Origin of the sequence: Deinococcus misasensis DSM 22328 (assembly GCF_000745915.1) — a bacterium.
Lineage (GTDB): Bacteria > Deinococcota > Deinococci > Deinococcales > Deinococcaceae > Deinococcus_C > Deinococcus_C misasensis.
Genome location: NZ_JQKG01000012.1, coordinates 15,464 through 40,874, shown reverse-complemented (window position 1 = coordinate 40,874; position 25,411 = coordinate 15,464). Strand labels below are relative to the sequence as shown.

The window sequence follows — 25,411 nt, the reverse complement described above, 5'->3', positions numbered from 1 at the left end:
AAAGGTGAATTGAAAAACCACCTGCAAATGCAGGCGGTTCGGGTTGGAGGGTTTCAGGGAAGGTTGCTTTCTGCAACACCCGATTCGGTGGCGGTGTACAGGCGTGTGCCCTGTCCATGTTTGACAAGGTAAGTGAAAGAGCCACTGCTGACTGCTTCACCTGCCACAGTCAATTGGTCGTTCTGGCAAGCATGTGTGCCGTACAACTCTGGTGAAGCGGTCAACACAGATGCAGCAGGATAACCTGTAGAAAAGAAATTGTCGATTTTCCAGATGGCGGCGGCCCTGACCAGGTTTTGAGCACAAGCCAGTGCTGCGGCATTGGGTGGGGTATATCCCGGAGTGATGCCTTGCTCAGTGACGGTGTATGTGATGTTGCCGTAGCGGTGACCGACGGCATAGTTGTAAGAACCGCTGTTGACAGGAGCCCCAGTAAGGACCAGATTGTAATCGCTGCAAACCCCGGTCCCGTATTGAGCGGCTTTGCTGGAATCTCCATACAATGAGACGACAGAAGGGTAGCCAGTAGAAGTGGGGTTGTCAATCTTCCAGATGGCAGCGGCTGTTCCCAGAGCCCGCGCACATGTTCGGGCCACTTCGTTGCTTGCCTCAAAAGCAGGGTTGGCTTCCACATCGGCCCAGAAGCAACGGGTGGCGTTGGTGGCCTGAGACAACTGGCTCTGGCAGGTGCCCGATCCGCCAGCAGGATTGACTTCACGGGGATTGCTGAACGCCAGGTCGGTGGTCAATTTGCTCTGGAAGTCTGCAAGGGGATTGCTGCTCGCTTGGGGTCCACCGCTTTGACCCTCTGCAGGGAAATCCACGTTCACGTAGGTCTGGGTGCCATTGCTCCATCCGTACAGGGTGGTGGCTGCACAGATCACTTTGATGTTGATGCCGCTTCCAAAAATCCAGTTGGCACCCGCAGTCTGTCTCGGATCGTTGGTGTACAACCTGAGCTGCTGGGAGTAATTGAGCAGAAGGGGTTTTCCTGTTGCTGGATCAATGGGGCATCTGCCAGACACCGTGACGGTTCTCGAGGTGCCCGGGGCCAGGGTTTTGCTGAGGTTTTCATCACTGAGAATCAAGTCATGACCGCTGCCCCAACTGTAAGTCAAAGGCTGCGTGCCAGAGTTCTTGAGCACAAAAGAAGTGGTGGCTCTGGTTTCGCTGATCTTGGTGTCCGGACTGGTGACGGTTCGGGCCGTTCCAGAGGTCACGGATGGACCGGCCAGTTTGGGTGCGTTCACCACAGAGGCTGGCATGATGTGGTCAAAGCGCCTCTGGTCGTTGTAGACGGTGGTGGTTTTGCTGATGCAGTTGAGCTGGTTGGTCGTGGACGGTGTGCCCAGATTCCAGTCCTGCAAGTTTTTCACTTCGGTGGGTGCAGAGGGGTTGTTGTTGGCATCCACGGTGACTTTGCCGATCTTCTGGTCAAAGACGCTCCAGTTCAGGACGTGGTCCTGACGGCTTTCCAGCCAGCTGTTGAATGCAGAAGTGCCCTGAGGGATGGATTTTCCAGCTGTTGCATCATAAGGCGCGTCGTAATACAGCTCATTGCGGAACCAGAAGGCATGGGATGGATCTGCAGCGTTGTTGAAACCGCGAACCGGCACCACAAACGTCTGGATGGGGTTGGGGTTGCCTTCCAGATTGTAAGGATCGGTGTTGATGCGCACCACCAGGTCCTGATGGGGCATGGCCACCTTGAACCATTTTTTGGGGTTGCTGCCCTGACCCTGATAATTGGCCAGAACCATTTCGTTTTTGTAGGTGATGTTGCCTTTGAGGAACGTTTCCACTTTCAGCACGGCACCGGGCTTGAACCGTTTGCTGGGGAAGAACGTCCAGCGGTCACCACGGGTCACCACCGAACTGACGGTACCCGCGTCATTGATGGTCCGTAGGTCTTCTGCCGCATTGCGCACCCGCAGATCAAACATTTTCACGTCGTTGAGGTAAGCAAGGCCCACCAGAGCATAGGTGTTGATGTACACATTGGTGGTGGCACCTCCTCCTTCAGGAACCCCGGCAAGGGTCAAAGTGGGACGGTAAAAATAGTCGTAGTGCAGAGGAGAAGGCACAGATGTGGTGCCTGCAGCATTGATCGGGTAGGGCACCAGTTGCATGTCGGTGGTCTGGGGCAGCACCGTGGTGTAGGCGTGGTAGTTGTAAGGGGTGGCCCCATCGCTCAGGGTGAAGCTCTGGTTCCATCCTGCACCAAACCGGGTGAAGGCAGAGCAGGTGGGGGCAGTGGCCATTTCTTCCACCCGGGTGTCAGGGGATTCCGTTGGCCTGGGTGTGGGCTGCACGCCACAACTGGCCAGTCCCACAGAGAGCACCGACAACACATGAACAGCATTGATTTTCATAAAAGACCTCGACAAAACAAAAGACGCGAAATGGCTGGGGGTTGATGCAAACGATACAGATTGACGATCTGGAAAATGAAACCTCCTGTGAGAATTGTATCTTTTTTCTCATCCTTGTGCAAAAACCTTGATTTTGATTTTCAATGGCTCTTTGATGTCATGGGCGGGCCATACATCTCCAGCATGCTTTGCCATTTGGACTGGGCCGTTTCCTCTGGTTCGCCGACCACCAGTTCAACAAACCGGCCCTCTTCTGCTGGATCTCTGGGCTTGAGGGCCACTTGGTAAGCCTTGCAGGTGTTGCAGGCAAAATACCGCTCCAATTTGGGTGAACTTTCAAACGGACTGACATCAAACAACCGCAAAATGCCCACTTTGCAGGCAGGACATTGAATGTGCACCTCTGGTCCCTGACTGGCTTTCATCGCGGCATCCAGCCACTGTTGTTGCAAGGTTTTGCGGTGCCCCATCCCGAGAGCATACCGTTTTGTCTCGACTTACAGGACATTTCTGTAAGTGGAAACCTCTGCATGTTTTTGGACTCGGAGCTTGAAGTCTGGTTTTTGGTGTGTGGAGAAAGAAATTTCCTGAACCTTGAAACCCCCCACTGGTTTTTCGGGACATAAATCCCACATGAAAAACCTGTAAGTGGGCTGTAAGTGGGCTGGGGCATCATACACCCATGGGTTCACCTTCGAGAACAAAATCACATACCAAACCCACCTACGTTGTGGTGATGTGGCGCGCAGAAAACGGTGTCTGGCAGGGTCGTGTCAAAGCCCTCCCCGATGGCCGGGAACAACTGGTGCCCGACATGCGCGGTGTGGTGGATGTCGTGGAGACCTTACAGGAGGGTCAAGATGCAAAGCAGTCTGAATAATCCCAAAACCGAATCCATCCAGATTCCCATGATGGATGTCAGTCTGGACCGCAAGGGAGTGATGGCCGGTCTGGTGTTCTCGGTGGTCCTGAGCATCCTGATTTTCATCGGATCCAACCGCCTGAAAAGCTTTGACGGGGCTCTGGCTGGATACTGCTTCTCGACCCTGTTTGCCCTCTTTGGCGTGGTGTACCGCTACGCGGTGTGGCTCCAGAGGCCCGCCACCAAACTGTACTGGGAGCGCGGCTGGCAACTGTTCTGGCAAAAAGGCCACCGGTGGCAAAACACCCGGAAATTCTTCGTGCTGGCCTGGGAGAAACTGCTGGAGCAGCGCTTCATCCGCCAGCGTTCCAGAGGCCGCTGGGCCGCCCACCAGTTCATTTTCTGGGGTTGCGTGCTGGCCATTCTGGTGACCTTCCCCCTGACTTTCGGATGGCTGCACTTTGCAAGCCTGCCCGAGAAACCCGACCACTACTACATGGTGCTGTTCGGCATCGACATGACGTTCACCGCGTTTTATGCCCGAAGCGTGGTGGGTTGGCTGTACTTCCACATGCTGAACATCGCTGCGGTGCTGTGCCTGATCGGGGTCACCCTCGCTGTGGCCCGCCGCATGAAAGACGAAGCCGAAATCACCACCCAGCGTTTCGACAACGACATGATGCCCCTGATCCTGCTGTTTGCGGTCAGCGTGACCGGCATGATGCTGACCGTTTCCAACATGTTCATGGAAGGGAAGTTTTACTACTGGATCACCACCACCCACGCCGTGACCGTGATGCTCTGGCTTTTGTACCTCCCTTTCGGCAAGTTCTTTCACATCTTCCAGCGCATCGCCAACGTGGGCGTGTGGTTCTACAAAGCCTCTGGCGCCGAAAGCGAGCAAGGCAAGTGCGCCCGCTGCGGAGACGAATACATCTCCCTGATGCACCAGCAGGACATCAAAACCATCCTCCCCGAACTGGGCTTCAACTACGAGCACGAGCAGGCCGAAAACTGGCAGAACCTCTGCCCCTCCTGCCGCCGCAAAATGGTCACCGCCAACCAGTTCCGCATTTCCGGCAAGGAGTTCATGTAATGGCCAAGGTTCCGCTCACCCGAGAAGAAATGGTGGACCTGTACGGTCCCACCCTGCACTACACCCCTGCTGGTGGTTTCAAGACCATCGAAGAGTACGACCGACTCGTGGCCACCCACTGCTGCTTCTGTGGACAGCAATGCGGCATCAACCTGAAAGTCAAAGACAACGCTGTGGTCGGTTTTGAACCCCGCACCGACTTCCCTTTCAACAAAGGCAAACTGTGCCCCAAAGGGGTCAAACGTTACCTGCAAGGCTCACACCCCGACCGCCTGATGTACCCCATGAAGCGCACCGAAAAAGGCTACGAGCGCATCTCGTGGGATCAGGCCCTTGAGGAAACCGTTTCCAAAATCAAAGAAATTCAGGCCAAATACGGACGTGACAGCTTTGCGATGCTGAGTGGGGTCAGCCTCACCACCGAAAAGAGCTATCTGGTCGGAAAATTTGCCCGCCTTGCCCTGCAAACCGCCAACCTCGATTACAACGGCAGGCTGTGCATGGTCAGCGCCGGAGCAGGCAACAAAAAAGCCTACGGCATCGACCGCGCCTCCAACCACTGGGAAGACATCACCAAAGCCAAAGTGATTTTCGTGATTGGCACCAACATTGCCGAGTGCTTCCCCATCACCACCGATTACGTGTGGCGCGCCAGAGACAACGGAGCCAAACTGATCTACGCCGATCCACGCATGGTCCCGATGGCAAGGACTGCGGATCTGTACTTGCCCCTCAGACCCGGAACGGACAGCGCACTCCTGATATCCATGCTGCACGTGATCATCAGGGACGGCCTCACCGACGAGAAATTCATTGCCGAGCACACCTCGGGCTTTGAAGAAACCCGTGAAGCCGTGAAAGACGCCACCCCAGAGTGGGCCGCCAAAATCACCGGCATTCCGGCCCACCAGATCGAGAAAGCTGCCCGCTGGTATGGTGAGGCCGAAACCGGCATGATCCTGCACGCCCGAGGTCTGGAACACCAGACCAAAGGGGTCGAGAACGTGGTCTCCTGCGCCAACCTCGCCCTGGCCACCGGAAAAATTGGCCGGGAGGGTTGCGGTCACAGCACCATCACCGGGCAGGGCAACGGTCAAGGGGGCCGCGAGCATGGCCACAAGTGCGACCAGCTTCCCGGAAACCGCGACATCACCAACCCCGAGCACCGCCAGTACATTGCAGACATCTGGGGCGTGGAAGAATCCGAAATTCCCGGAAAGGGCCTCTCTGCGCAGGAAATCCTCAATGAGATCCACGCAGGGAACATCAAAGGACTGCTCTCGATTTGCTTCAATCCTCTGGTCAGCCTGCCAGACGCCAACTTCAACCGCGAAGCCCTTGAGAAACTGGAGCACTACACCGTGATTGACTTCTTCCTGTCGGAAACCGCACAACACGCAGACATTGTGCTGCCCGGCAGCTTGCAAGAAGAAGACGAAGGCACCACCACCTCTGGAGAAGGTCGGGTCATCAAGATCAATCAGGCGATCACCCCTCCCGGAGAGGCCAAAAAAGACTGGGAAATCCTGCTGGACATTGCCCACCGTCTGGGACGCGGCAAATACTTCCCCTACCAGAACACCAAAGAGATCTTTGAAGAATTGCGCCTCGCCTCCCGTGGCGGAACCGCCGACTACTCGGGCATCACCTGGGAGCGGGTTGAAAAAGAAAACGGCGTGTTCTGGCCTGCCCCCCAGACCACCGAAAAAGGCAAAACCGCCAAACGCTCCGAGGACCTCGACACCCACCACCCCGGCACCCCCAGACTTTTCGAAGGTGGAAAATTCTACCATCCCGACGGACGCGGTCACTTCAACGCCGTCAAATGGCGCGAATCTGGCGAAGTGGTGGACACCGAGTACCCCATCTGGCTCACCACGGGCCGCGTGGTCAGCCAGTACCTCTCTGGCACCCAGACCCGCCGAATTGGACCCTTGGTGGACCAGTACCCCAACCCCAGAATGGAAATCCACCCTCGACTGGCCCTCAAACTGAACATTCAGGACAACGACTGGGTGACCGTCAAAACCCGCCGGGGCCAGATCACCGTGCGGGCCATGGTGGTCAACACCATCCGCCCCGACACCGTGTTCGTGCCTTACCACTGGGGCGGCAAACAGAGCATCAACATGCTCACCCAGCGGGCTCTGGATCCGGTCTCCAAAATTCCCGAGTTCAAAGTCAGTGCCTGTGTGGTCTCCAAAGCCACCCCCGAAGAAATCCGTGAAGGGGAAGAAGCCCAGAGGCTCTCTGGCAAAACCGAGAAACTCCCGGTCAATTACGGCATCAATGACCGCAGAAGGGAGTTCTCCAGATGAGTGTTCAGCGGTCAGCGGTCAGCGGTCAGCATTTCCATCTGGCTTTTGCTGAAGCATTTTACAGCCCTCGGCCCTTTGCCCTCGGCCCTCGGCGTTCTGGAGGCCCCCATGTCTGAAATGCGCTTCTTCATCGATCCGATCCGTTGCATTGGTTGCAAAAGCTGCATGCAGGCGTGCAGTGAGTGCGCCACCCACAAAGGCAAACCCATGATTCACCTCGAATACATGGAACGCGGAAACTCCACCCAGACCGTGCCGATGGTGTGCATGCACTGCGAAAACCCCACCTGCGCTGCCGTGTGCCCAGCAGACGCCATCAAACGCACCGAAGATCAGGTGGTCCAGAGCAGCCTGAAAGAACGCTGCATCGGCTGCAAAAACTGCGTGATGGCCTGCCCCTTCGGCGTGCCCCGTTACTACCCCGAGATGGACCAGATGCTCAAGTGCGACATGTGCTACGACCGCACCTCTCAGGGCCTGAAACCCATGTGCGCCACCGTGTGTCCCTCGGAAGCCCTCTTTTACGGCACTTTAGAAGAGTTCCAATCCAGACGCAAAGGCACCCCCATCAACACCTTCGATTTCGGGATGCAGGAAATCAAAACCCGCGTGTTTCTGGTGGCCCCCGACGGTTACGTGAACCTGTCCATGGACGTGATGCACCACCTCGATGGCCGTTTTGAAGACGGCGCTTACGACCACCTCGATCCTTTCAGTCACCTTGAAGCCATGCCGATGTCAGGAGGCCTGCTGTGAAAAGCAAGACCCAACAAGACCCCCACTGGAAAGCCGACTTTTCGGTGGACTGGGACAAAACCAGCTACATCACCCGCCGGGAATTCACCCGCTTTCTGGGCCTCTCCAGTGCTGCTCTGGGCCTCGGTAGTGCCCTTCTGGCGGTCGCGGGCACCGTCCAGCAAGAAACCACCTCCCACCCAGAGAAAGAAGTGGCCAGCGTGGACAGCCTGAAACCCAGAGGATTCCTGGCCTTCCGCTACCCCGAAAAAGACGACCACGCCCTGCTTTTGCGCCACGAGGACGGCACCTTCAGTGCTTATTCCCAGAAGTGCCCCCACCTCGGTTGCCATGTGTTCTTCGCAGAGCACACCGGAAAACTGGAATGCCCCTGCCACGAAGGTTTCTTTGATGCAAAAAGCGGTGACGTGCTGGCCGGACCTCCCCAGAGGGGCCTTGACCGGGTGAAACTCGAAATCAGAGAAGGCGTGGTCTACGCCATCGGAATGGAACGGGCATGAACAACACCCAGAAGCAAAAAACCGTGATGCTCGACCTGATTCTGGTGTTCATTCTGGTGCTCTGGACCATCCAGCTCTTTCTTTTGATCACCGGACTGGACGCTTATCTGGGCGGAGACAAAGGCATTTTGTGGCCCATTGCAGCCAGTTCTCTGGTGCTGGGTGGGATCAATTTGAAACTGGTGTCGATGATTCGCAATTGAGCCGAGAGCCTTGTAGGGGCTAGGCGTGCCTCGCCCTGAAGCCGAGAGCCAAATCAATCTTTAAAGTCCCAAACGCCATGTCAAGGTTAAAAGCCATCGCAAAAGCCCGATAGAAATGCCCTCGGCCCTCGGCCCTGCGCCCTCGGCAATGAAGGAGCCCCCATGCAGAGCGTACACATGAACAAAACCACCCAACAAAGCGAGGCATCCAGAGTCCTCTGGCTCTCCACACTCGGCTTCACCCTGATGTTTGCGGTGTGGCTGATGTTCGGGGTGCTGGGGATTCCCATCCGCAAAGAACTGGGTCTGACCGACCTGCAAATGAGCTGGCTGACCAGCGTGGCGGTCCTGAACGGGGCCATCTGGAGGCTGTACTTCGGCATCCTCACCGACCGCATTGGTGGCCGCAACGTCTTTCCGTGGATGCTGCTGCTCACTGCGATTCCCACTGCTCTGGTGGCCTTCACGCACAGTTACGTGCTGCTTTTGGTGCTGGCCTTCATGATCGGCATGGCCGGGAATTCCTTCTCGGTGGGGATTGCATGGAATTCCGCATGGAACAGCAAAGAGCATCAGGGGTTTGCCCTCGGGGTGTTCGGAGCTGGGAATGTGGGAGCCAGCGTCACCAAACTGGTGGCCCCGACCCTGATTGCCCTTCTTCCTGCTGCAGGCTTTCTGGGTGGAGTGATTCCCGGAGGGTGGCGTTTCATCCCGATCATGTACGCCGTGCTTCTGGTGGTGATGGCCCTGTGCATGTGGGCTTTTGGACCCAAGCAGGACCGCATGCCCGGACAGGGCAGACCCATGTCCGAAATCCTTAAGCCCCTGCGTGAAGTGCGGGTGTGGCGTTTCAGCCTGTACTACGTGGTGGTTTTTGGGGCTTACGTGGCCCTGAGCGCATGGCTTCCCAAGTACTACGTGGATGTGTACGGCCTTGACCTCAAACATGCAGCCCTCCTCACCACCATTTTCATTTTCCCGGCCAGTTTGCTGCGTCCTCTGGGTGGCTTCCTGAGTGACAAATTTGGTCCCAGAGTGGTCATGAAACTGATGTTCGCCCTGATTTTCATTCCCTCGGTGGTGCTGTCCCTTCCTGTGCTGGAATTGCCGGTGGGCACCTTCACGGCCCTGCTGTTCGTGATGGCGGTTGGGATGGGGATCGGCAAAGCTGCCGTCTACAAGTACATTCCCCAGTATTACCCCAGCGATGTGGGTGCGGTGGGTGGACTGGTGGGCATGTTCGGTGCTCTGGGTGGATTCGTGCTGCCCCCCCTGTTCGCAGTGTCCCAGAGCCTGATCGGTGTCCCTGAAGCCACCTTCATGGTGATGTCGGTGATCACTTTGCTGGCTGCCCTGTGGCTGGCTGCGGTCCTGAACAAACTGCACGCTTTGCCTTGAAAGTTCACAGTAAACAGTTCACAGCGAAAAGATCCTGTGCAGTACACCCCCAAATCCCCTTGCCCCAATTGCCTTTTGAAAGGATGTCAACATGCTCAGTCAAAACCAGAAACCCGCCCAGGACCCCACATGGCTCAGTGAATGGACCCCCGAGAAGGAATCCTTCTGGGAAAGCGAAGGCAAAGCCAGAGCCTGGAAAACCCTCACCGTCACGACCTTCAATCTGGTGCTGGCCTTTGCCACGTGGTTCATGGTGTCGGCCATCGTGACCCGATTGCAGGGGGTGGGGTTCAACCTCTCCACCACCCAGCTGTTCTGGCTGACCGCCATGCCTGGTCTGGCTGCCGGAACCCTGCGCATCGCCCACACCTTCTTCATTCCGCTGTTCGGTTCACGGCACACCATCACCATTTCGACGTTAAGTCTGCTGATTCCCGCCATTGGCTGGGGAATTGCCGTGCAAAACCCCGAGACCCCTTACTGGGTCCTGATGCTGCTGGCTTTCGCTGCCGGTTTGGGCGGAGGCAACTTCTCCAGCTTCATGCCTTCCACATCCCTGTTCTTCCCCAAAAAACTGCAAGGTACCGCGCTTGGCATTCAGGCTGGAATCGGCAACTTCGGGGTGTCTCTGGCCCAGTTCCTGACCCCCTGGGTGATTGGGCTGGCCGGGTTTGCCTCTCTGGCCGGCGGTTCTCAAACCTTCCATGACAAAACCAAAACCTCAGAAATCTTCCTGCAAAACGCCCCTTACGTTTACGTGCCCCTGATCCTGATCGGTGCCGTGTGGGCATGGTTCGCCCTGAAAAGCATTCCGGTCAAAGCCAACCCCAGACAGATCCTGACCATCTTCAAAGACAAACACACCTGGGTGATGACCTCGATTTACCTGATGACCTTCGGGGCCTTCTCTGGACTGTCCAGCGCTTTCCCCCTGCTCATCAAAACCCTGTACGGCGGATTTGAGAACGCTCCGGTTCCCCTCCAGTACGCCTTCTTTGGTCCATTGATTGGCAGTGCAGTGCGCGTGGTGTTCGGCATGGTTGCCGACAAAACCGGCGGAGCCATCCTGACCACCATCTCTGGGGTTGGAATGCTGACCAGTGCCATCTTCACCAGCTTTTACGTCACCCCCAAAAGCCTTGAAGAGTTCCCCTTCTTTGTGGCCGGAATGCTCTCCCTGTTCTTCTTCTCTGGCATTGGCAACGCTTCGACTTTCCGCCAGATGCCCGTGATTTTTCCCGCCACTCAGGCTGCGGGCGTGATTGGCTGGACCGCTGCGATTGCTGCTTACGGCCCTTTCATCGTGTCCATGCTGATCAGCAGCACCATCGCTGCCACTGGAAACACCGTTGCTTTCTTCTACGGCATTGCAGCGTTCTTCCTGTTCAACGTGGCCCTCAACCATTACTTTTATGGACGCAAAGGGGCCGAACGCCCGAGCTGACCTTCACCTGCTTCTCTCTTCCCAAATCCCTTCTGTTGCCCCTGCTGCCTCGCAGGGGTTTTTCTTTATGCTGAGGGTATGGTTCACAGGCGTGTGTTTTTGATGGCTCCGTTGGGATGGTTGGCAGGCAAGGCCAGAGCTGCCGAACAGAAAACCGTGCTGGTCATTGGGGCGGGCATCTCGGGTCTGGCTGCCGCTCAGAAGTTGAAGTCAGAAGGTGTGCGGGTGATGGTGCTGGAGGCCAGAGACCGCATCGGGGGGCGCATTCACACGGACACTTCACTGGGAATGCCTCTGGACCTCGGGGCCAGTTGGATCCATGGCAGCGAGGGAAATCCGATGGACAAGCTGGCCCGCCAACTCAAAGTGAAAACCGTACCCACCGATTACGACGACTTGGAACTGTACCCCGAAGACCTGCAAATGCCTTCTGAAAGTCAGGTGCAAAACTGGCTGAACCGCGCCACCACTTACGCAGAATCCCAGAGCAAGGATTTGTCGCTGGAACAGGCTTTGAAGCAGGTGGGGGTGGGTCTGGACACCCGAGGCCAGCGTTATGCGTTCAACAGCACTGTGGAGCACGAATTTGCAGCAGACCTGTCAGAACTCTCGGGTCGGCACTGGAACACCTCCGGAGACCTCTCTGGGCCGGATTTGCTGTTTCCGGGCGGTTACAGCCAGATCCTCAGGCCTTATCAGGGCTTGGACGTGCGTCTGGGCCAGCAGGTGAAACGCATCGAGCAGGACGCCCGTCAGGTGCGGGTGGTCACACAGAAACAGACCTTTCAGGCGGACCATGTCCTCGTGACGGTACCTCTGGGGGTCCTCAAAGCCCGAAAAATCGAGTTCGTGCCCGCTTTGCCCCAGCTTCAACAGCAGGCCATCGGGCGTCTGGGGATGGGCCTCCTCAACAAAACCGTGCTGGTCTTTCCAGAGGTGTTCTGGGATGAATCTTTGCTGCTCGGTCATGCCGACACCCAGCCCGGCAGGTGGGCAGAGTGGCTGAATTTGGAGCGGTTGCTGCAAAAACCTGTGCTGCTGGGTTTCAATGCCGGGTCTTATGCACGCAAACTGGAAGGCTGGTCGGACCAGAGAATTGTAGAGGATGCTTTGCAGGTGCTGTCCCAGAGGTACGGCCCTGTGCCCAGACCGTTGAAATTCAAAATCACCCGCTGGGGTCAGGACCCCCACAGCCTCGGGTCGTACTCGTTTTACCCCACCCACAGCAGCCCCGAGGACCGCGAAAATCTGGGTCAACCGTTCAAAAAGCTGTTTTTTGCCGGAGAGGCCACCAGTCTGGATCACCCTTCCACCGTGCATGGTGCGTATGTCTCGGGTTTGAGGGTTGCGGACGAACTGCTGGAAAACCTGTAAACCTGAAAAAAAGACACCCCTCTGGAAGTCCAGAGGGGTCTTTTGTGCCCTGTGTTTTCAGTTCAGTTGCAGGCCCAGAATGATCGGGTCGTGGTCGCTGGAACGGAAAGGGGTGGGGGTGTACAGGTCGAGGATTTTCTGGCGGTAATCAAGGTACTGCGATTCGTCAGAGTTGATGTGCCAGATGCCCACGCCGTAAATTTTGGATTGCAGGCTGGGGGCCACGAAGATGTGGTCCAGAGATCCACTCTCGCCCGCGAAGGAGTAAGAGTAACGCTCAGGTTCGGGCAGGCGTTCTTCGGCAGACTGGTAACCGGCCTCTTTGATCACTTTGACCGGATCTTCTGCGCCGTAGGCGTTGAAGTCTCCAACCAGCACCACATTGGGCGTACTGAGGGTGTTCACGAAGTTCAGCAGTTGCTTGGACTGCTCGGTGCGCTTCTGGTTCCAGCAGCCCTGTCCGGTGTCGGTGTCGGTGTTGCCACAAGACCCTTTGGATTTGAAGTGGATGCCCACCACTGTGAAGGTCTCTTTGCTGCCTTTGCGGGAGAAGGTCTGGGCCAGAGGGGGCCTTTCAAACACATTGCTGCTGTCGATCTTGAAGTTCCCAACAGGTGCAATGGTGTCCAGTCGGTACAGGTAAGCCACCCGGATGTCGTCTGAGCCCAGTTTGGGGGTTTTGATGCTGCCGTACACCTTGCCTCCCAGAGCTTCGTTCAGGCCGTCGGTCAGGTCCTGAAGGGGGTCTTTGGGGTCTTTGGGGTTTTCGGTGGGGACGTTGTTTTCGATCTCCATCAGGGTGATCACATCGGTTTGCAGTTCCACCATGGTGGCAATCAGTTTTTTGCGCTGGCGTTCCAGCTCAATTTCGTCGGTGGCTCCGCGCATCTCCAGCGTGGTGAAGTAATTCAGCACGTTCATGGAGGCGATTTTCACGTTTCCGGCCACAAAAGGGGGTTTCTCTGGACGTGGGCTGGTGCGGGTGATGGTTGGGGCTTTGACCGGCTCGACTTTGTAGGTGTCGAGGTCGTACCGCAGCACCCCGGTCACCCCATCCACGGTGTCCCCGAGGCGGATGTAATCTTGCATGAAGGGAACTGGGCTGGGGTACTCCTCACTGGCCCCGTCGCCCAGCACGATGCGCAAATCAAGGTTCTGCTGTTTGGTGCGGGTGGTGTTGCCGTTGGTGGGCACGAACTGGCGGCCTTCGGCAGCCAGACCCATTTCGCCATAACGCTCCAGTCGGTACAGGTCGGTGATGGTCAGTTTCTGTGGAAAGCTGAGCAGCATGCCTTCCAGAGCTTCCCAGCTGTTTCTGGGCAGGGTTATAGGGGTCGGTGCAAGGGTGTTCCCCGAGCTGCACACCGTCACTTCGGAGGGCAGTTCGATGCTGGTTTCGGTGTCTTTGCCTCGGGCTTTGGGGTTCAGGTATTCCTTGACCGTTCCGGTCACCTGCACCTCATCCCCGATCTTGAGGTCCAGAGCACCCAACTGGAACACGAACAGGCCATCAGAGGTCGCGGGATCGTTGTCCCCTTCTTTGTCCTGAATGAAAAAGCCGTTGAATTTCAGGCGGCCTTCGAAGATGCCAGTCACCACACCACGGGTGGTCACTTTCTGGTCTTTGAGGGGGCTCTGGGCGGTGTTGCCCTGAATGGCGGGAATGGGGGTGGTTTTTTCGGGCGTGGGGCAGGCAGCGAAAGCCACTCCGCCGCACATCAGCAAGGTCACGAGGGTTCGGGCAGGGTTGTTGGGCATGTTGTCCTCAGAGCTGGGGGTTTTTCAGGCTGGTGGTGGACACCACTTTGGGCTGGAAGTTGGGCTGCACTTGCATCATGAACAGCTGGGAGAACACGCGGTCCCCTGCGCTGTTGAAGCGGATGTCGCCACTCAGCAGGTCCAGAGCGTTGATTTCACGGACCATTTTCATCAGTTGCTCGCGGGTGGGGACTTCGCCTTTTTCCAGACCGTAGGCTTTGATGCAGCGCTCCAGGGCACGCAGGTACACTTTGGTGGCGTCGTAGCCGTACATGGCCAGACCGTGGGGGTCCTGACGGTAGTTGCTGCGGAATTCTTTCACGAACTCCTGGCTGTTGGGGTAAGCCGACACCGGACCAATGCCGGTCACGAAGTAGGTGCCCACTGTGGCGGCCCCACCGATGCGGGAGTAATCTTCAGAGTCCAGTCCCGATGTGCCCACGAAGTCGGCGGCCACCCCTGCGTCGCGCAACTGTTTGATCAGGTATGCGCCCTGCTCGTACACCCCTCCGAAGAAAATCACATCGGGTTTGAACACCTTCAGTTTGATCACGAAGCTCTGGAAGTTGGTGCGGTCACGGGTGCCTTCGTAGCCCAGCACCTTCACCCCGGAGCGCTCCAGATTGATTTTGAGGGTTTCAGCGAGGGTTTCGCCCACCGAGGTTTTGTCGTTGATGATGTAGACGGTGCGGGCTTTGAGGGTGTTGGCAATGAATTCTGCAGCCACCGGGGCTTGCAGGGCGTCGCTGGCCACCATGCGCTGCACATTGGGGAATTTCTGTGCAGTCAGGTTGTTGGCGGTGGCGTTGGGGGTGATCATCGAGATGTTCTCGGGGGCGAACACGGTGGCGGCGGCTTGCGTGGCCCCCGAGTTGATGCTGCCGATCACGGCGTAAATGTTGCGGTCTTTGATCAGGCGTTTGGCGTTGCTGGTGGCCTGATAGGGAAGACCCCGGTCATCGAATTCGGTCAGGGACAGGTCAATGTCGTAGGCCCGTTTGAAGTAGGCTCTGGATTCTTGCAGGGCCATGCTGGCTCCGCTGACCACCTGATTGCCGAAGTACGACTGGGAGCCGGAAAGGGGCAGCAGGGCTGCAATTTTGAAGGGTTTGGCTTCGGCTGCACCCGCAGCAAGCGCCAGGACAAGCATGGTTTTTTTGAGCATGGTTTCTCCTTGTCAGCAGAAAAATCTGCTGATCTTCAGGGTGTTTGAACAGGCAAGGGAGGTTGCCTTTTAAGAAATTAGACTCAGCCCAATTTTTGGGCGCATTCACCATGCTAATACGAATCTTAAGTTTTGTAAATTCCCTTAAGTCCCGTAAGTAAAATTAAACCAAGACATCACACAAGAATGACAAAGCTGACCGACACGAGAGAAACAAAGGAAACTTTGTTTCTTGAAAGAACCAACACCCAAAAGAAAGCTCTGGGGTCAAATGACCCCAGAGCTTTCCAGCAAAGTGAAACAGGTGTTCAGTATTTGGGTGTTCAGTATTTGAAGGTGAAAGGATTGTTGATGGTGACCGTCCAATCTTTGCTGGGGTCGGCACTGTTGCCTGTGCCGGGCAAAATGGATCCGCCACCGTAATTGTCCCCACCGACCACCACAGCAGAGAGCCTGATGGTGCTTCCTGCTCCCAGCACACTGCGGGCCAATTTGGCTTTGAGGGTCAACACCCCGTTGTCATTGACGACCTTGAGGGTCTCGGTTTCGACCAATTCGGTTTTGCCATCCGCCAGAATACGGCGCAACTCGGGGGTGGCATTGGTGTTGTAGTTGGCAATGAAGAAGTTGGGGGCCACACTGCCAAACTGCACTTTTCTGGCCCAGGCATCCAGGGTGTTCATGTCCTGCACCGGACCGCCATCGCCCATCGACAGGTACTGGATCATGGAGTTGTTGTCCACCCGGTAGGTGATGCCGGTGTACAGGTACTGGGCGTCCTGAGCGGCGCACAGTTTGCCCAGAGCGTTGCCGTCTCCCCAGCCTGCATACACGTTGGTGGTGCATCCAGCAGCATCAAATTCATCCAATGTGGCGAGGTCCAGATTGAAAGCAGATTTCAGGGCTGGCAGGGCAGGCAACTGGAAGGTCACCTGATCGGCGTCTGCAATCAGGGTGGACAGGGCAGGCACCGTGACCGTGCCAGAGACGGTTTCCAGAGGGGTGCTGCTGAAGGTGTCTCCTTTGACATGAACCCGGAAGGTGCCCTCGGGAAGGTTGACCGTCTGTGCGGTTTCGCTGGCATTGAAAATCACCAGAGCATTCTTCCAGCTTTCGCCCTCCACACCACTGGCGTTCAGCACGAAGCCCACCAGACCTTTGCTGGCGTCCAGATTGAGGGGGGTGAAAGCCGACTTGACCTGTGCGCTGGTGGACAGGCGGAACACCGGATGGGCAGCACGCAGTTTGATGATGCTTGCGTAGTAGGCGTTCACATCGGCAAACCGGTTGCTTTGCAGGCGGGTCCAGTCGAAGGCGTTGATGTCATCGCCCGAGTTGTAAGAGTTGCCGTCCCCTTTCTTGGTGCGGGCAAATTCTTCACCTCCGGACATGAACGGCAGGCCTTGCGCAGTGAACACCAGAGCCCCTGCCATTTTCTGCATTTGCTTGAGGGTGGCCTCGTCTTTGCCTTTGCTGGCCCCCATGGTCAGGCGGTCCCACAACACGTAATTGTCGTGACTGGTGGCGTAATTGGTGCTTTCGCCGGGTTCCTGAGTGAAGTCGTCCAGGCTGCCTTTGAGGCCCGTCAGGATCGCTCCAGAGCGGCCAAAATCGCCCTGAATGAAACCCTTGGTGTCGATCTCGAAAACCCCTCCAATGATGCCATTGCGGAAGTTGTCGTTGAACACCCCCTGCTGCATGCCTTTTTGTGCCCCTTTGCCGAAGTAGATGGGGCCACCACCGGTCCACGGCTCACCGTACATCACGATGTCGGGTTTGAAGGCGGTCAGGGCGTTGGTGATGTCCTGAACGGTTTCTTTCTTGAAGGTGCCCAGCAAATCAAAACGGAAGCCCTGAATGTGGTACTCGCTCACCCAGTATTTCAGGGAGTCGATCACAAAATTTTTGACCATGGGGCGTTCGGTGGCCATCACATTGCCGACCCCGGTGTCGTTCAGGTAATTGCCCCCATCGGTGGTGCGGTAGTAGTAGTAAGGCACCAGTTGATCGAAAGGAGAACGCTCTCCGGTGTGCTTGGTGTGGTTGTACACCACGTCCATGATCACCCCGACCCCGGCATCGTGGAAGCCTTTGACCATGGTTTTGAATTCCCGGATGGTGGCTGCCGGATCGTTGGGGTTGGTGGAATACTGCGCCTCTGGGACGTTGTACAGGTAAGGGTCATAACCCCAGTTGTAGGCCCCTTCGGTCTGGTTGCCGAAATCGTACACGGGCAGAAGTTGCACGGCATTGATGCCCAGACCTTTCAGGTGGTCCAGACCGGTGGAGACTTCCGTGCCGGGCACTTTGGTGCCGGTTTGCACCATCCCAAGGTATTTGCCCCGTTTGGCGGCGTCCACCCCCGAGGAGGCATCCACCGTGAAGTCCCGCACATGCACCTCGTACACCGACACATCGGTGCGTTTCTGGAAGGTGGGCTGCTTGTAGGTGCCCCAGTTCTCGGGCTGGGTGCTGCTCAGGTTCACAATGGCGGATTTGCTGTTGGCGATCGGCAAATCTTCAAAGTAATTGCTGGCTGCTCTGGAGTACGGGTCCACGGTGGTTTTGGTGGCTCCGTAACGGGTGACTTTCAGTTGGTAGAATTTGCCGTTCAAGTCTCCATTTTCGGTTCCGGCCCACACGCCTTTGTCTCCACGCACCAAATCCACCGTTTTGTACGGAGTTGCGTCTGCTGCGCTGTTGAACAGCAACACCTGCGCTTTGGTGGCCACTGGCGTCCACACTTTGAAGGTGGTGGATGCTGGGGTGTAATTCGCCCCGAGGTCCCCTCCTGCATAGGTGAAATCCGGGGTGCTCAGCACGTCTCTGGCATACACGGTCATGTTGCCCTGCACGCCGGGCGCAGCCACCTGAATGTTTTCACTGATCTGCTCGGGCTTGATGGAGGCCCCGAGTTGAATCACTGCGGTGGTGCCGTTCATGGTGACCCCGGCAATGGCCTGCTTGGCCCCACCAATGGTCACGCTGATTTTGTCTTTGGACAACTCTGAAGGAGGCTGGCTGTAAGACAGACGGATCTCGTTGGCTTTGTCCATGAAAGCAAACTGGGCTTTGGCACCCAGGTCAATCTTGCTTGGATCGGTGTAGAAGTCTTTCTGTCCACTCACCACCCAGATTTCCCCGAGTCCACTGTCAGGAATGTTGGCGAAACGGTCGTCGGAAGTGTCTTTTTCCGACCAGTCGTCTTTGCGCACAATGAATCCCCGTTTGCCGGGTGCTTCTTTGGAGCCGATGATGGCAATTTTGCCGTATTTGTCGTCTTCGGTGAAAGCAAAAGCTTGACCTTCTTTGTTCTCAGGCCAAGACCACACATCCCATTTGGTGTAATCGTTGTCGAAACGGTGGTAGTGCAGCACCAGCACGCTCTTGATCTCTGGGTCACCGAGTTTGGTTTTGAAGAAGTTCAAGTCTTTGCCGGTCAGGTAAGAGGGGTAGGTTTCGGTGGGTGGGGGTGTGGTGTTGAAATTGCAAGCAACAAGACCAAGCACCGCCGTGCCAAGCAGCAGAGGGCGTTTCAGAAACACAGGGTTTCTCCTTTCCACACAAGGCATGAGCAACCCTCTGGACCGGGGGAAGTCCAGTTGGAACCGCTACCAAGATGTGATCTTTCTTAGAGTAATCAAAGACAGACCAAAAAGCAAGCGCTTCATGGAACCGATTCAAAAAACCGCCAATCCAAGTAAAAATTGAGGTTCCAGAGGGCATCCACAACATTTTCTGCCTGTTCAAGCCAACGGCAGCATGCTACCCTGCTGGACAACCTTCTCAAGAAGGCCAAGCCCACCCTCTGGAGGTTTCACATGACCGTCCTGACCGAACGTTACACCCGGGCCATTGCATTCACCCTGCTGCACCACCAGCGCCAAACCCGCAAACAATCCACGGTGCCTTACTTCACCCACCTGATCGGGGTGAGCAGCGTGGTTCTGGAATTCGGAGGCAACGAAGACCAGGCCATTGCTGGCCTTTTGCACGACACTTTGGAGGACATCAGCGGTGACCTCGCAGGTGAAATTGCAGGACTTTTTGGAGAGGGTGTGCTGGAGATGGTGCAGGGCTGCACCGACCTCAGCAAAGAAAAACGCGACCAGCAAGGACGCAAAGCCAGTTGGTACCAGCGCAAGGAAAGCATCATCTTCACCCTGACCCAAAAGCCCGAGACGGTGCTGCTGGTGGCCCTCTCCGACAAGAACCACAATGCCAGAAACCTGCTCGAAAACACCATCGTGCAAGGAGACCTCTTCTGGGACAGGTTCAACGCTGGAAAATGGCCCACCCTCTGGTATTACAGACGGCTTCGTGAAACCCTCAGGGACTTACAGGTGCAGCATGAAGGACTCGGGCAGCTCTTACAGGTGTTTGAATACACGGTGCAGGAACTTGAACGGGTCAATGGTGTGTTGCAGGTTCCCACAGAAGAACTGAAAATCCCCCTCAATGGATCGATTCAACCCCCTTCAACCCCCTGAAACACCCCCACCACAGGCGCATGGTCCGAAGGTCTTTCATGCCTGCGCGGTTCAAGCAACACATGACACCCAGAGCACCTGCCTGCCAGAGCTGGTGACACCAGCAGGTGGTCGATCCTGAGACCCCAGTTTCTGGGAAAGGCCAGACGGCCGTAATTCCACCAGCTGAACACCTTCTCGGGTTGCTCAAACAACCGGAAAGCGTCCTGCAAGCCGAGTCCCAGCCAACCCTGAAACGCCTGACGTTCCGCTTGGCTGACCAGCACTTCACCTTCCCAGCGTTTCGGGCTGTGCACATCCCGGTCCTCTGGAGCCACATTGAAATCACCCATCACCAGAACCTCTGGGTGATTTTGCAGTTCGGTGCGTAGCCATTCCTGTACGGCCTGCATCCACTGGAGTTTGTACTGGTACTTGTCGCTTCCCACACTCTGTCCGTTTGGCACGTACAAACACACCACCCGCACCCCCAGAGTGCTGGCTGCAATCACCCGTTTCTGGGCATCTTCAAAGCCGGGAATGCCCACCTGCACCTCCTGAAGAGGCACTCTGGACAGCAAGGCCACCCCGTTGTAGGTTTTCTGCCCCGAGAACGCCACATGGTAACCGAGATCTGTGAAGGCGCTTTCAGGGAAAACCTCATCGGTCGTCTTGGTTTCCTGCAAGGCCAGCACATCGGGCTTCTCTGACTCCAGCACCTCCAGCACCTGAGGCAGGCGCACTTTCAATGAATTGACGTTCCAGGTGATGGCTTTGTGCAGGGCAGGCTCGGGCATGTCCTGATCATGCCACACCCATTTGATCCCAGAACACAACAAAACCTGCAAACCCCTTGACCTTCCAGCCACTGGAAGCCTCAAGATGAAGAAGCATGCAAGGCACCCTCACCATCTCCCGTTTTGCTTTCCTGACCGGTTTGCCCGCCAAAACCCTGCGCTACTACGACGAAATCGGCCTGTTCAAACCCGAGGCAGTGGACCAGCAGACCGGGTACCGCCAGTACAGCGTCTCCCAGATTGGCAGCGCAGCAAAAATCCGTCAGTGGCGGCAAATGGGCCTACCTCTGGAAGACATCCGCACCCTGCTGGACCACCCTGAGCAGAGCTTGGCGGTTCTGGAACAGCACCAGATCCGTCTGGAAGAAGAAATTGCCATCCGACAGCAGTCCCTCTGGCATTTGCAGCACCACCTGAAGGAGGACCCCATGGAATACCGCACCGAACAGATCCCCACCCTGCAAACCCTCTCCATCCGCACTTTTCTGGAAGTGCCCGAGTACGAAGTGATCCCTCAGGCTTTCCGAGAATTGATGGGTCACCTGAAAAAACACCAGTACCAGACCCCTTACCCGAGTTTCTTTGCCTGCTACACCGAGAAACGCGACAAAGAAATGCTGGTCGAGATGTGCATCCCGGTCTCGGGTGCAGTGCAGGGTGAAGGTCGCATTGAGGTGCGCACCTTTGAAAGCCGTCCCGCTTTCATCGGGCGGTTTGTGGGGCCTTACGACCGTGTGGGCGCAGCATACACACAGGTGGTGGAGGAGGCCCTCAGGCGCGGTCTCAAAATTGACGGTTCCACCGCAGAGTTCTACGTCAAAAGCGTGCCAGACACCCCCAACCCCGAGGAATACGAGACCGACATTGCCTTTTTCTTGCAGCAGCCCTGAACAACAGCAAACCTGCTCTTTTTATGCCTCTTGTTCACTGCGCAGGTCTTTCAAAATGCCGATCAACAGGAACACCATCGCCACTTCCAGCAGGGTGGTCACCACCCCGTAAAAATCCCAAGCCTCCACCTGCCCGGCTTCTGGACCAAAAAACGGCACCCCCGAGGTGCGACTGGCGACATAAAGGGCAATCACTGCCAGATTTCCCCAGATGCCCGCCTGATAATAGCCCCGCTCCCACGGCACTTTGCGCGTCATTCGGGGATCCGGGTTCTGGCTGTCCTCTCGGGCTTCCCAGTAACGCATCAGCATGATGAATCCGTAAAACGCCTGTGCCATGGTGGAAAACAAAAAGAAAATGCCGTACCCGATCCATTCGGTGAAGTGGGCTCCGGTCACCCCTCCGTGCAGGGCTGCAGCGAGGAGGGACAGGACCGCCACATTGATCACGTTGGGACCGGTGAAAGAGTAGCCAGAGAGGGAATGTTCGGTGTCAGGTTCAGGGATGGGGGCAGCAGAATTCATGGACCCCTCCTTTCGAGGTTCGGGAAACGAAAAGGCATGGGAGTGGTCACTGTGCAATCAGTTGCAGGCCGGTTTCACTGGTGGTGTAGGTCCCAGCCACAGGCAAAACCAGCATCAGTTGTGTGGTCTGACCTTGCTGCAAATCGACTTCGATGCCCAGTTGAGGGATCCTGAAAGGCCCATTCTCACGGGGTTGCAACTTCAAGGTGACCATCTCGCCAGCTTTGACGCGCAATGTGTTTTCTTCATGGGATCCATCCGCATAATGGGCTTCCCAACCGCTTCTTTGCTCGATCAGGAAAATGTGCCCCTCTGGAATGGTGCGTGGGGTTTGCAGCATGAACACCATCAGGCAGGTGAACACCACCCCCGATCCCAGTACCTGCCAGAGGGCTTTCATGCGGTGCCCATCGGTGCTTTTTCTGGACAGGGTCATGATGCTGTTGACACCCCTGAGGAGCATCAGCAAACTCAAAACCGTGAAGACCACCAGCAGGCCCCTGGCCCAGAGGGGCAAACTCGGGTCACTGAGGGGGCGACCTTGGTGGGCCAGAGCAAGGTCCAGTCCAGAAAGGGTCAGCGTCAACCACAGGCGTTTCATGGGGCACAGCGTATGGCAACACCTCAAGCAGAATGTCCTCAGAAATTTTCTGAGGACATTCTGCTGCCTGATCACATCCAACGAAAGAGGCACATCTCCAAGAAGGGAATGGGGAAGACCTCTGCCGGGCAAGCGCTGTCAGAAAACCATCACTTCTGTTTTTCGATGTTTCCAATCCCGGCAAAGCCCATGATCACCAGCACAGGCCCAAGGGCCAGAGCCCAGTACCACTCGAACAGGCTGCCGAACAGGGCACCTGCCAGACCCAGCATGATGATGAAGGTCATCAGGTCAATTGTTTTGTCTTTTGGTTGCATGTTGTGCTCCTTGGGAAACAGGCCTCGGGTGGGCCGGATGCTTGACAGTATAACACAAATGGACAGAACAATTCAAAAAGATATTTATTTCACAAAAAAAGTACAACAAAAATCATTCACATATCATGGATTCTGATCTACATTCAAATTGAAACCCAAAAGATGACCTCACTGGACACAAACTCCCGGTACAGGAGCCTTGCTCTGGTTGGGAATGGACCGTGTGGCCCGAACTTTTGCACTGGCATGCCATCTGTCTGTCGGCGCACGCGTGTACCAGTTGACGGTGTGGTACACCCACACATGTGCATCCCGAAGGAAAGAATCAAAGGTGACTTTGCTGGGGACAGAAGAGAGACACAGGGAGATGTCGCCCTTCCACACTTGTTTGATGCTCGCAAGGGTGCTTGACACATCTGGAACGGGGGCTAGTAGAATCTTGCCCAAGGCCCTGTCCAGTTCGCTTTGTCCGCTCTTGGCGGTGTCTGATCCCACTTTGTCCAGCACAACCGGGGTGGGCAGCAAAGGGCTGTTTTCCAGTTCGATGATGAGTGTGACCGAGGGTGAATCCTGTTGCCCTTCTGTCCAGATGTACCATTGGGTGGCTTGCATCTGTTCACGCCAATGCCTGACCTCTTTGAGCACTTCAGGGGGAGGCAAACCACGGGTGATTTTGGGAACCACGGTGCGCTGGGGCTGTGCTGGAGTTTGGGCTTGTGGAATAAACCCAAATTGCACCCAGAGCACCCCGAAGATGACCATGGCTCCAATGACAATGCGTTTTTGCAACTTCTGTGGATGATAACCTGTTTGCAATTGCAGACCAGCACACCAACCCGAGTCCGTTCATCATGTGGTCCTCAGCCAGAGTTGCACAATGTTGATCATGATGCGTCCTTTGTTTTTGCTGGTGTTTCTTGCTGTGGGTGCGACGGGTTTTGCGCACACCGGAAGTCCCATTCCTGACAGCCGTTTGCCTGAGCCGAAGGAGCAGTTTGGTTTGCCGTTCAGGGACCCGCCGGGTCCGGACACCTGGTTGCTCGGGCAGGTGTATGGGAACACCACGGGGGCGTACCGCCAGAGGAATTCCACGTACCGGGCAGGGCAGGGGATTCATTTTGGTCTGGATTTTTCGGCGGCGTGTGGGACACCGGTGGTGGCGATTGGGGATGGGGTGGTGCAGGAGGTGGATGGATCGCACGGCTCACCTCCGCACAATCTGGTGATTGACCATGGGAACGGTTTGTCGAGTTTGTATGGGCACCTGCTGAGGCGTTCGGATCTGAAGGTGGGGACCCGGGTGAAGCGTGGGCAGGTGGTGGGCCTGAGTGGGGACAGCCAGTTCACCTGCCGGGGTGCGCCGCATTTGCATCTGGAGATCCGGGATTCCAGCCATGTGCGGTTTTTCAACCCCATTCCTTACATCAAGGCCGATTGGGACACCTTGTTTGTGCAGGGGGGATTCTCCAGAGGCTTTCAGCGTGACCTGGCAAACGTGCGGAAGTGGCAGCACCCTGAGGATCAGCCAGATGCCAGAAGGGGAGGGGGCCTTTTGAATGCGTTTGCACTCAGTTGGCCGCCCGACCGGGTGCAGAACACCCCTCAGGGGGGGAATTTTGTGGGTTACCAGCCTGCAAGTGTGGTGTGGCCAGAGAAAGACACCCGGATCACCTCGGGGGGGTGTTGTGTGCTTCCGGTGTTCACGCCGGACAGCAAGCAGGTCTTGTTCATTGACCGTCCGAATGCCCAGAGTCCTGTGGGGTGGTATGTGGCAGGTCCGCAGAAGAAGCCTGTGCCTGCTTTGCCTCTGGGGTTTTATTCGCCGTCTCTCAGGCATCAGGTGCTTCCGGCCACAAGTTCAGGCACCCGCATCAAACGCCTGTCGGATGGGAAGGTGGTGAACCTTTCCTCGGAGGTGTCGAATGTGCTGTGGTCTCCGGATGAGTCGCGTTTTGTGTGGAATGAAACCCAGAGCACCGGGAATTTTGATGAACGCCAGACCCGGGTGAGGATTTCGGCTTTTGGGCAGCAGCCTCGCACGCTGACCACCCTGTATGGGGGTGGAGCTCAGGGTTTCCTGGACCAGAACACCTTGTTGTTGCTGGGGAAATCCAGTCGCACTTCGGACAGTCGGGTGCTGTACACGCTGGATTTGAAGTCAGGCCAGACCCGAAAGCTGGAGACGGCCCTCAACATCCGTGGGGTGAGCATTTCTCCTTCAGGGAAATGGGTGGCTTACTTTCTGGCCTTCAACAAGGACCGCAAGAATGGCCTTTTTGTGGTGAATGCTCAGGGTGAGAAACAGCCCGTTCCGGGTTTTGGGTCTTACCGCTGGAAGGACCCGAGCACCTTGCTGCTGGTGCCCCTGAAAACCACACCGGATAGGCACACTGTGTACCGCTGGAATGTCGGGCAAAAGCAAATGCAGCCTCTGGTGAAGCTCTCGGGGAAAATCAGTTACGACCAGTGGACCCTTTCACCAGATGGCAAGAATCTGGCGTACTTGAATGCCAAGGACCGGAACGTGTATGGCTTGAAGTTGCCATAAAGCGTTGATTTCTCGCAC

At 56.4% G+C, this 25,411-nt stretch carries 22 protein-coding genes; 12 read left to right on the top strand and 10 right to left on the bottom strand.

The features are described 5' to 3' along the window. Positions 1–53: 53 nt before the first annotated feature. Positions 54–2,372 carry a hypothetical protein gene (locus Q371_RS09505; RefSeq protein WP_034339417.1) on the bottom strand — a complete coding sequence of 773 codons (2,319 nt, stop codon included), beginning with the start codon at positions 2,370–2,372 and terminating at the stop codon, positions 54–56. Positions 2,373–2,512: 140 nt separating this feature from the next. Next, the gene (locus Q371_RS09500; RefSeq protein WP_034339415.1) at positions 2,513–2,842 is read right to left on the bottom strand and encodes a hypothetical protein; all 330 of its coding nucleotides are present in this window, start codon (positions 2,840–2,842) and stop codon (positions 2,513–2,515) included. Positions 2,843–3,108: 266 nt separating this feature from the next. Here Q371_RS09500 and Q371_RS27525 point away from each other — a divergent pair, with 266 nt between their 5' ends. The 9 genes from Q371_RS27525 to Q371_RS09450 all read left to right on the top strand — a co-directional run bounded on the left by Q371_RS27525 (position 3,109) and on the right by Q371_RS09450 (position 12,323). Continuing rightward, positions 3,109–3,252, top strand: coding sequence for a hypothetical protein (locus Q371_RS27525; RefSeq protein WP_169743819.1), 144 nt, complete (start codon positions 3,109–3,111; stop codon positions 3,250–3,252). Next, positions 3,233–4,330 carry a hypothetical protein gene (locus Q371_RS09485; protein ID WP_051963921.1) on the top strand — a complete coding sequence of 366 codons (1,098 nt, stop codon included), beginning with the start codon at positions 3,233–3,235 and terminating at the stop codon, positions 4,328–4,330. Before Q371_RS27525 ends, Q371_RS09485 begins: the two co-directional genes overlap by 20 nt. After that, a complete protein-coding gene (locus Q371_RS09480; RefSeq protein ID WP_084571357.1) occupies positions 4,330–6,648 on the top strand; it encodes a molybdopterin oxidoreductase family protein in 2,319 nt (772 codons plus the stop codon). The genes Q371_RS09485 and Q371_RS09480 overlap by 1 nt, the downstream gene beginning before the upstream one ends. A gap of 108 nt (positions 6,649–6,756) precedes the next feature. Further along, positions 6,757–7,404: a 4Fe-4S dicluster domain-containing protein gene (locus Q371_RS09475; protein ID WP_034339603.1), complete on the top strand. Its 648-nt coding sequence runs from the start codon at positions 6,757–6,759 to the stop codon at positions 7,402–7,404. After that, on the top strand, positions 7,401–7,904 hold the full coding sequence (locus Q371_RS09470) for a QcrA and Rieske domain-containing protein (protein WP_034339407.1): 504 nt from the start codon (positions 7,401–7,403) through the stop codon (positions 7,902–7,904). Before Q371_RS09475 ends, Q371_RS09470 begins: the two co-directional genes overlap by 4 nt. Continuing rightward, a complete protein-coding gene (locus Q371_RS09465) occupies positions 7,901–8,107 on the top strand; it encodes a DUF6755 family protein (protein ID WP_034339404.1) in 207 nt (68 codons plus the stop codon). Before Q371_RS09470 ends, Q371_RS09465 begins: the two co-directional genes overlap by 4 nt. A 162-nt stretch (positions 8,108–8,269) precedes the next feature. Continuing rightward, the gene (locus tag Q371_RS09460; RefSeq protein WP_211253824.1) at positions 8,270–9,505 is read left to right on the top strand and encodes an MFS transporter; all 1,236 of its coding nucleotides are present in this window, start codon (positions 8,270–8,272) and stop codon (positions 9,503–9,505) included. A gap of 91 nt (positions 9,506–9,596) precedes the next feature. Next, entirely contained in the window at positions 9,597–10,949 is a 1,353-nt protein-coding gene (locus tag Q371_RS09455) for an MFS transporter (RefSeq protein WP_034339401.1), read from the top strand. 78 nt (positions 10,950–11,027) lie between these two features. Beyond that, a complete protein-coding gene (locus Q371_RS09450; protein ID WP_051963915.1) occupies positions 11,028–12,323 on the top strand; it encodes a flavin monoamine oxidase family protein in 1,296 nt (431 codons plus the stop codon). A 57-nt stretch (positions 12,324–12,380) separates the two neighbouring features. On the opposite strand, the gene Q371_RS09445 is transcribed toward Q371_RS09450, so the two are convergent. The 3 genes from Q371_RS09445 to pulA form a co-directional block, all read right to left on the bottom strand. Continuing rightward, on the bottom strand, positions 12,381–14,081 hold the full coding sequence (locus tag Q371_RS09445; protein WP_051963912.1) for an ExeM/NucH family extracellular endonuclease: 1,701 nt from the start codon (positions 14,079–14,081) through the stop codon (positions 12,381–12,383). A gap of 7 nt (positions 14,082–14,088) precedes the next feature. Beyond that, on the bottom strand, positions 14,089–15,246 hold the full coding sequence (locus Q371_RS09440; RefSeq protein ID WP_051963901.1) for a branched-chain amino acid ABC transporter substrate-binding protein: 1,158 nt from the start codon (positions 15,244–15,246) through the stop codon (positions 14,089–14,091). A 323-nt stretch (positions 15,247–15,569) separates the two neighbouring features. Continuing rightward, complete coding sequence (gene pulA / locus Q371_RS09435) at positions 15,570–18,791, bottom strand: type I pullulanase (RefSeq protein WP_051963899.1); 3,222 nt, start codon at positions 18,789–18,791, stop codon at positions 15,570–15,572. Positions 18,792–19,067: 276 nt separating this feature from the next. Here pulA and Q371_RS09430 point away from each other — a divergent pair, with 276 nt between their 5' ends. Further along, on the top strand, positions 19,068–19,736 hold the full coding sequence (locus Q371_RS09430) for an HD domain-containing protein (protein ID WP_051963896.1): 669 nt from the start codon (positions 19,068–19,070) through the stop codon (positions 19,734–19,736). Here the strand turns inward: Q371_RS09430 and xth are convergent. Then, the gene (xth, locus tag Q371_RS09425) at positions 19,715–20,512 is read right to left on the bottom strand and encodes an exodeoxyribonuclease III (protein ID WP_034339399.1); all 798 of its coding nucleotides are present in this window, start codon (positions 20,510–20,512) and stop codon (positions 19,715–19,717) included. The two genes, Q371_RS09430 and xth, sit on opposite strands and share 22 nt — an antisense overlap. A gap of 95 nt (positions 20,513–20,607) precedes the next feature. Between xth and Q371_RS09420 the strand changes: the two genes are divergently transcribed. Continuing rightward, a complete protein-coding gene (locus tag Q371_RS09420; RefSeq protein WP_034339397.1) occupies positions 20,608–21,402 on the top strand; it encodes a MerR family transcriptional regulator in 795 nt (264 codons plus the stop codon). 21 nt (positions 21,403–21,423) lie between these two features. On the opposite strand, the gene Q371_RS09415 is transcribed toward Q371_RS09420, so the two are convergent. The 4 genes from Q371_RS09415 to Q371_RS09405 all read right to left on the bottom strand — a co-directional run bounded on the left by Q371_RS09415 (position 21,424) and on the right by Q371_RS09405 (position 23,634). Then, positions 21,424–21,927 carry a hypothetical protein gene (locus Q371_RS09415; protein ID WP_034339395.1) on the bottom strand — a complete coding sequence of 168 codons (504 nt, stop codon included), beginning with the start codon at positions 21,925–21,927 and terminating at the stop codon, positions 21,424–21,426. Positions 21,928–21,973: 46 nt separating this feature from the next. After that, on the bottom strand, positions 21,974–22,528 hold the full coding sequence (locus Q371_RS09410) for a cupredoxin domain-containing protein (RefSeq protein ID WP_034339393.1): 555 nt from the start codon (positions 22,526–22,528) through the stop codon (positions 21,974–21,976). A 149-nt stretch (positions 22,529–22,677) separates the two neighbouring features. Then, positions 22,678–22,845 (bottom strand): hypothetical protein, encoded by a 168-nt coding sequence (locus tag Q371_RS26920; protein ID WP_157442616.1) that lies wholly within the window; start codon positions 22,843–22,845, stop codon positions 22,678–22,680. A 168-nt stretch (positions 22,846–23,013) separates the two neighbouring features. Continuing rightward, on the bottom strand, positions 23,014–23,634 hold the full coding sequence (locus Q371_RS09405; protein WP_034339390.1) for a hypothetical protein: 621 nt from the start codon (positions 23,632–23,634) through the stop codon (positions 23,014–23,016). Between the two features lie 97 nt (positions 23,635–23,731). On the opposite strand from Q371_RS09405, the gene Q371_RS26445 reads away from it, so the two are divergent. Further along, positions 23,732–25,393 (top strand): M23 family metallopeptidase, encoded by a 1,662-nt coding sequence (locus Q371_RS26445; protein WP_084571368.1) that lies wholly within the window; start codon positions 23,732–23,734, stop codon positions 25,391–25,393. Positions 25,394–25,411: the final 18 nt, after the last annotated feature.

Bases quoted from the DNA above. Each gene is read 5' to 3' on its own strand.
- Q371_RS09460 (WP_211253824.1), top strand. From the start codon at position 8,270: ATGCAGAGCGTACACATGAACAAAACCACCCAACAAAGCGAGGCATCC.
- Q371_RS09445 (WP_051963912.1), bottom strand. From the start codon at position 14,081: ATGCCCAACAACCCTGCCCGAACCCTCGTGACCTTGCTGATGTGCGGC.
- xth (WP_034339399.1), bottom strand. From the start codon at position 20,512: ATGCCCGAGCCTGCCCTGCACAAAGCCATCACCTGGAACGTCAATTCA.
- Q371_RS09440 (WP_051963901.1), bottom strand. From the start codon at position 15,246: ATGCTCAAAAAAACCATGCTTGTCCTGGCGCTTGCTGCGGGTGCAGCC.
- Q371_RS09455 (WP_034339401.1), top strand. From the start codon at position 9,597: ATGCTCAGTCAAAACCAGAAACCCGCCCAGGACCCCACATGGCTCAGT.
- Q371_RS09420 (WP_034339397.1), top strand. From the start codon at position 20,608: ATGCAAGGCACCCTCACCATCTCCCGTTTTGCTTTCCTGACCGGTTTG.
- Q371_RS09475 (WP_034339603.1), top strand. From the start codon at position 6,757: ATGTCTGAAATGCGCTTCTTCATCGATCCGATCCGTTGCATTGGTTGC.
- Q371_RS09480 (WP_084571357.1), top strand. From the start codon at position 4,330: ATGGCCAAGGTTCCGCTCACCCGAGAAGAAATGGTGGACCTGTACGGT.
- Q371_RS26445 (WP_084571368.1), top strand. From the start codon at position 23,732: ATGATGCGTCCTTTGTTTTTGCTGGTGTTTCTTGCTGTGGGTGCGACG.
- Q371_RS09485 (WP_051963921.1), top strand. From the start codon at position 3,233: ATGCAAAGCAGTCTGAATAATCCCAAAACCGAATCCATCCAGATTCCC.
- Q371_RS27525 (WP_169743819.1), top strand. From the start codon at position 3,109: ATGTGGCGCGCAGAAAACGGTGTCTGGCAGGGTCGTGTCAAAGCCCTC.
- Q371_RS09500 (WP_034339415.1), bottom strand. From the start codon at position 2,842: ATGGGGCACCGCAAAACCTTGCAACAACAGTGGCTGGATGCCGCGATG.
- Q371_RS26920 (WP_157442616.1), bottom strand. From the start codon at position 22,845: ATGCAACCAAAAGACAAAACAATTGACCTGATGACCTTCATCATCATG.
- Q371_RS09465 (WP_034339404.1), top strand. From the start codon at position 7,901: ATGAACAACACCCAGAAGCAAAAAACCGTGATGCTCGACCTGATTCTG.
- Q371_RS09450 (WP_051963915.1), top strand. From the start codon at position 11,028: ATGGTTCACAGGCGTGTGTTTTTGATGGCTCCGTTGGGATGGTTGGCA.
- Q371_RS09430 (WP_051963896.1), top strand. From the start codon at position 19,068: ATGACCGTCCTGACCGAACGTTACACCCGGGCCATTGCATTCACCCTG.
- Q371_RS09415 (WP_034339395.1), bottom strand. From the start codon at position 21,927: ATGAATTCTGCTGCCCCCATCCCTGAACCTGACACCGAACATTCCCTC.
- Q371_RS09505 (WP_034339417.1), bottom strand. From the start codon at position 2,372: ATGAAAATCAATGCTGTTCATGTGTTGTCGGTGCTCTCTGTGGGACTG.
- Q371_RS09410 (WP_034339393.1), bottom strand. From the start codon at position 22,528: ATGAAACGCCTGTGGTTGACGCTGACCCTTTCTGGACTGGACCTTGCT.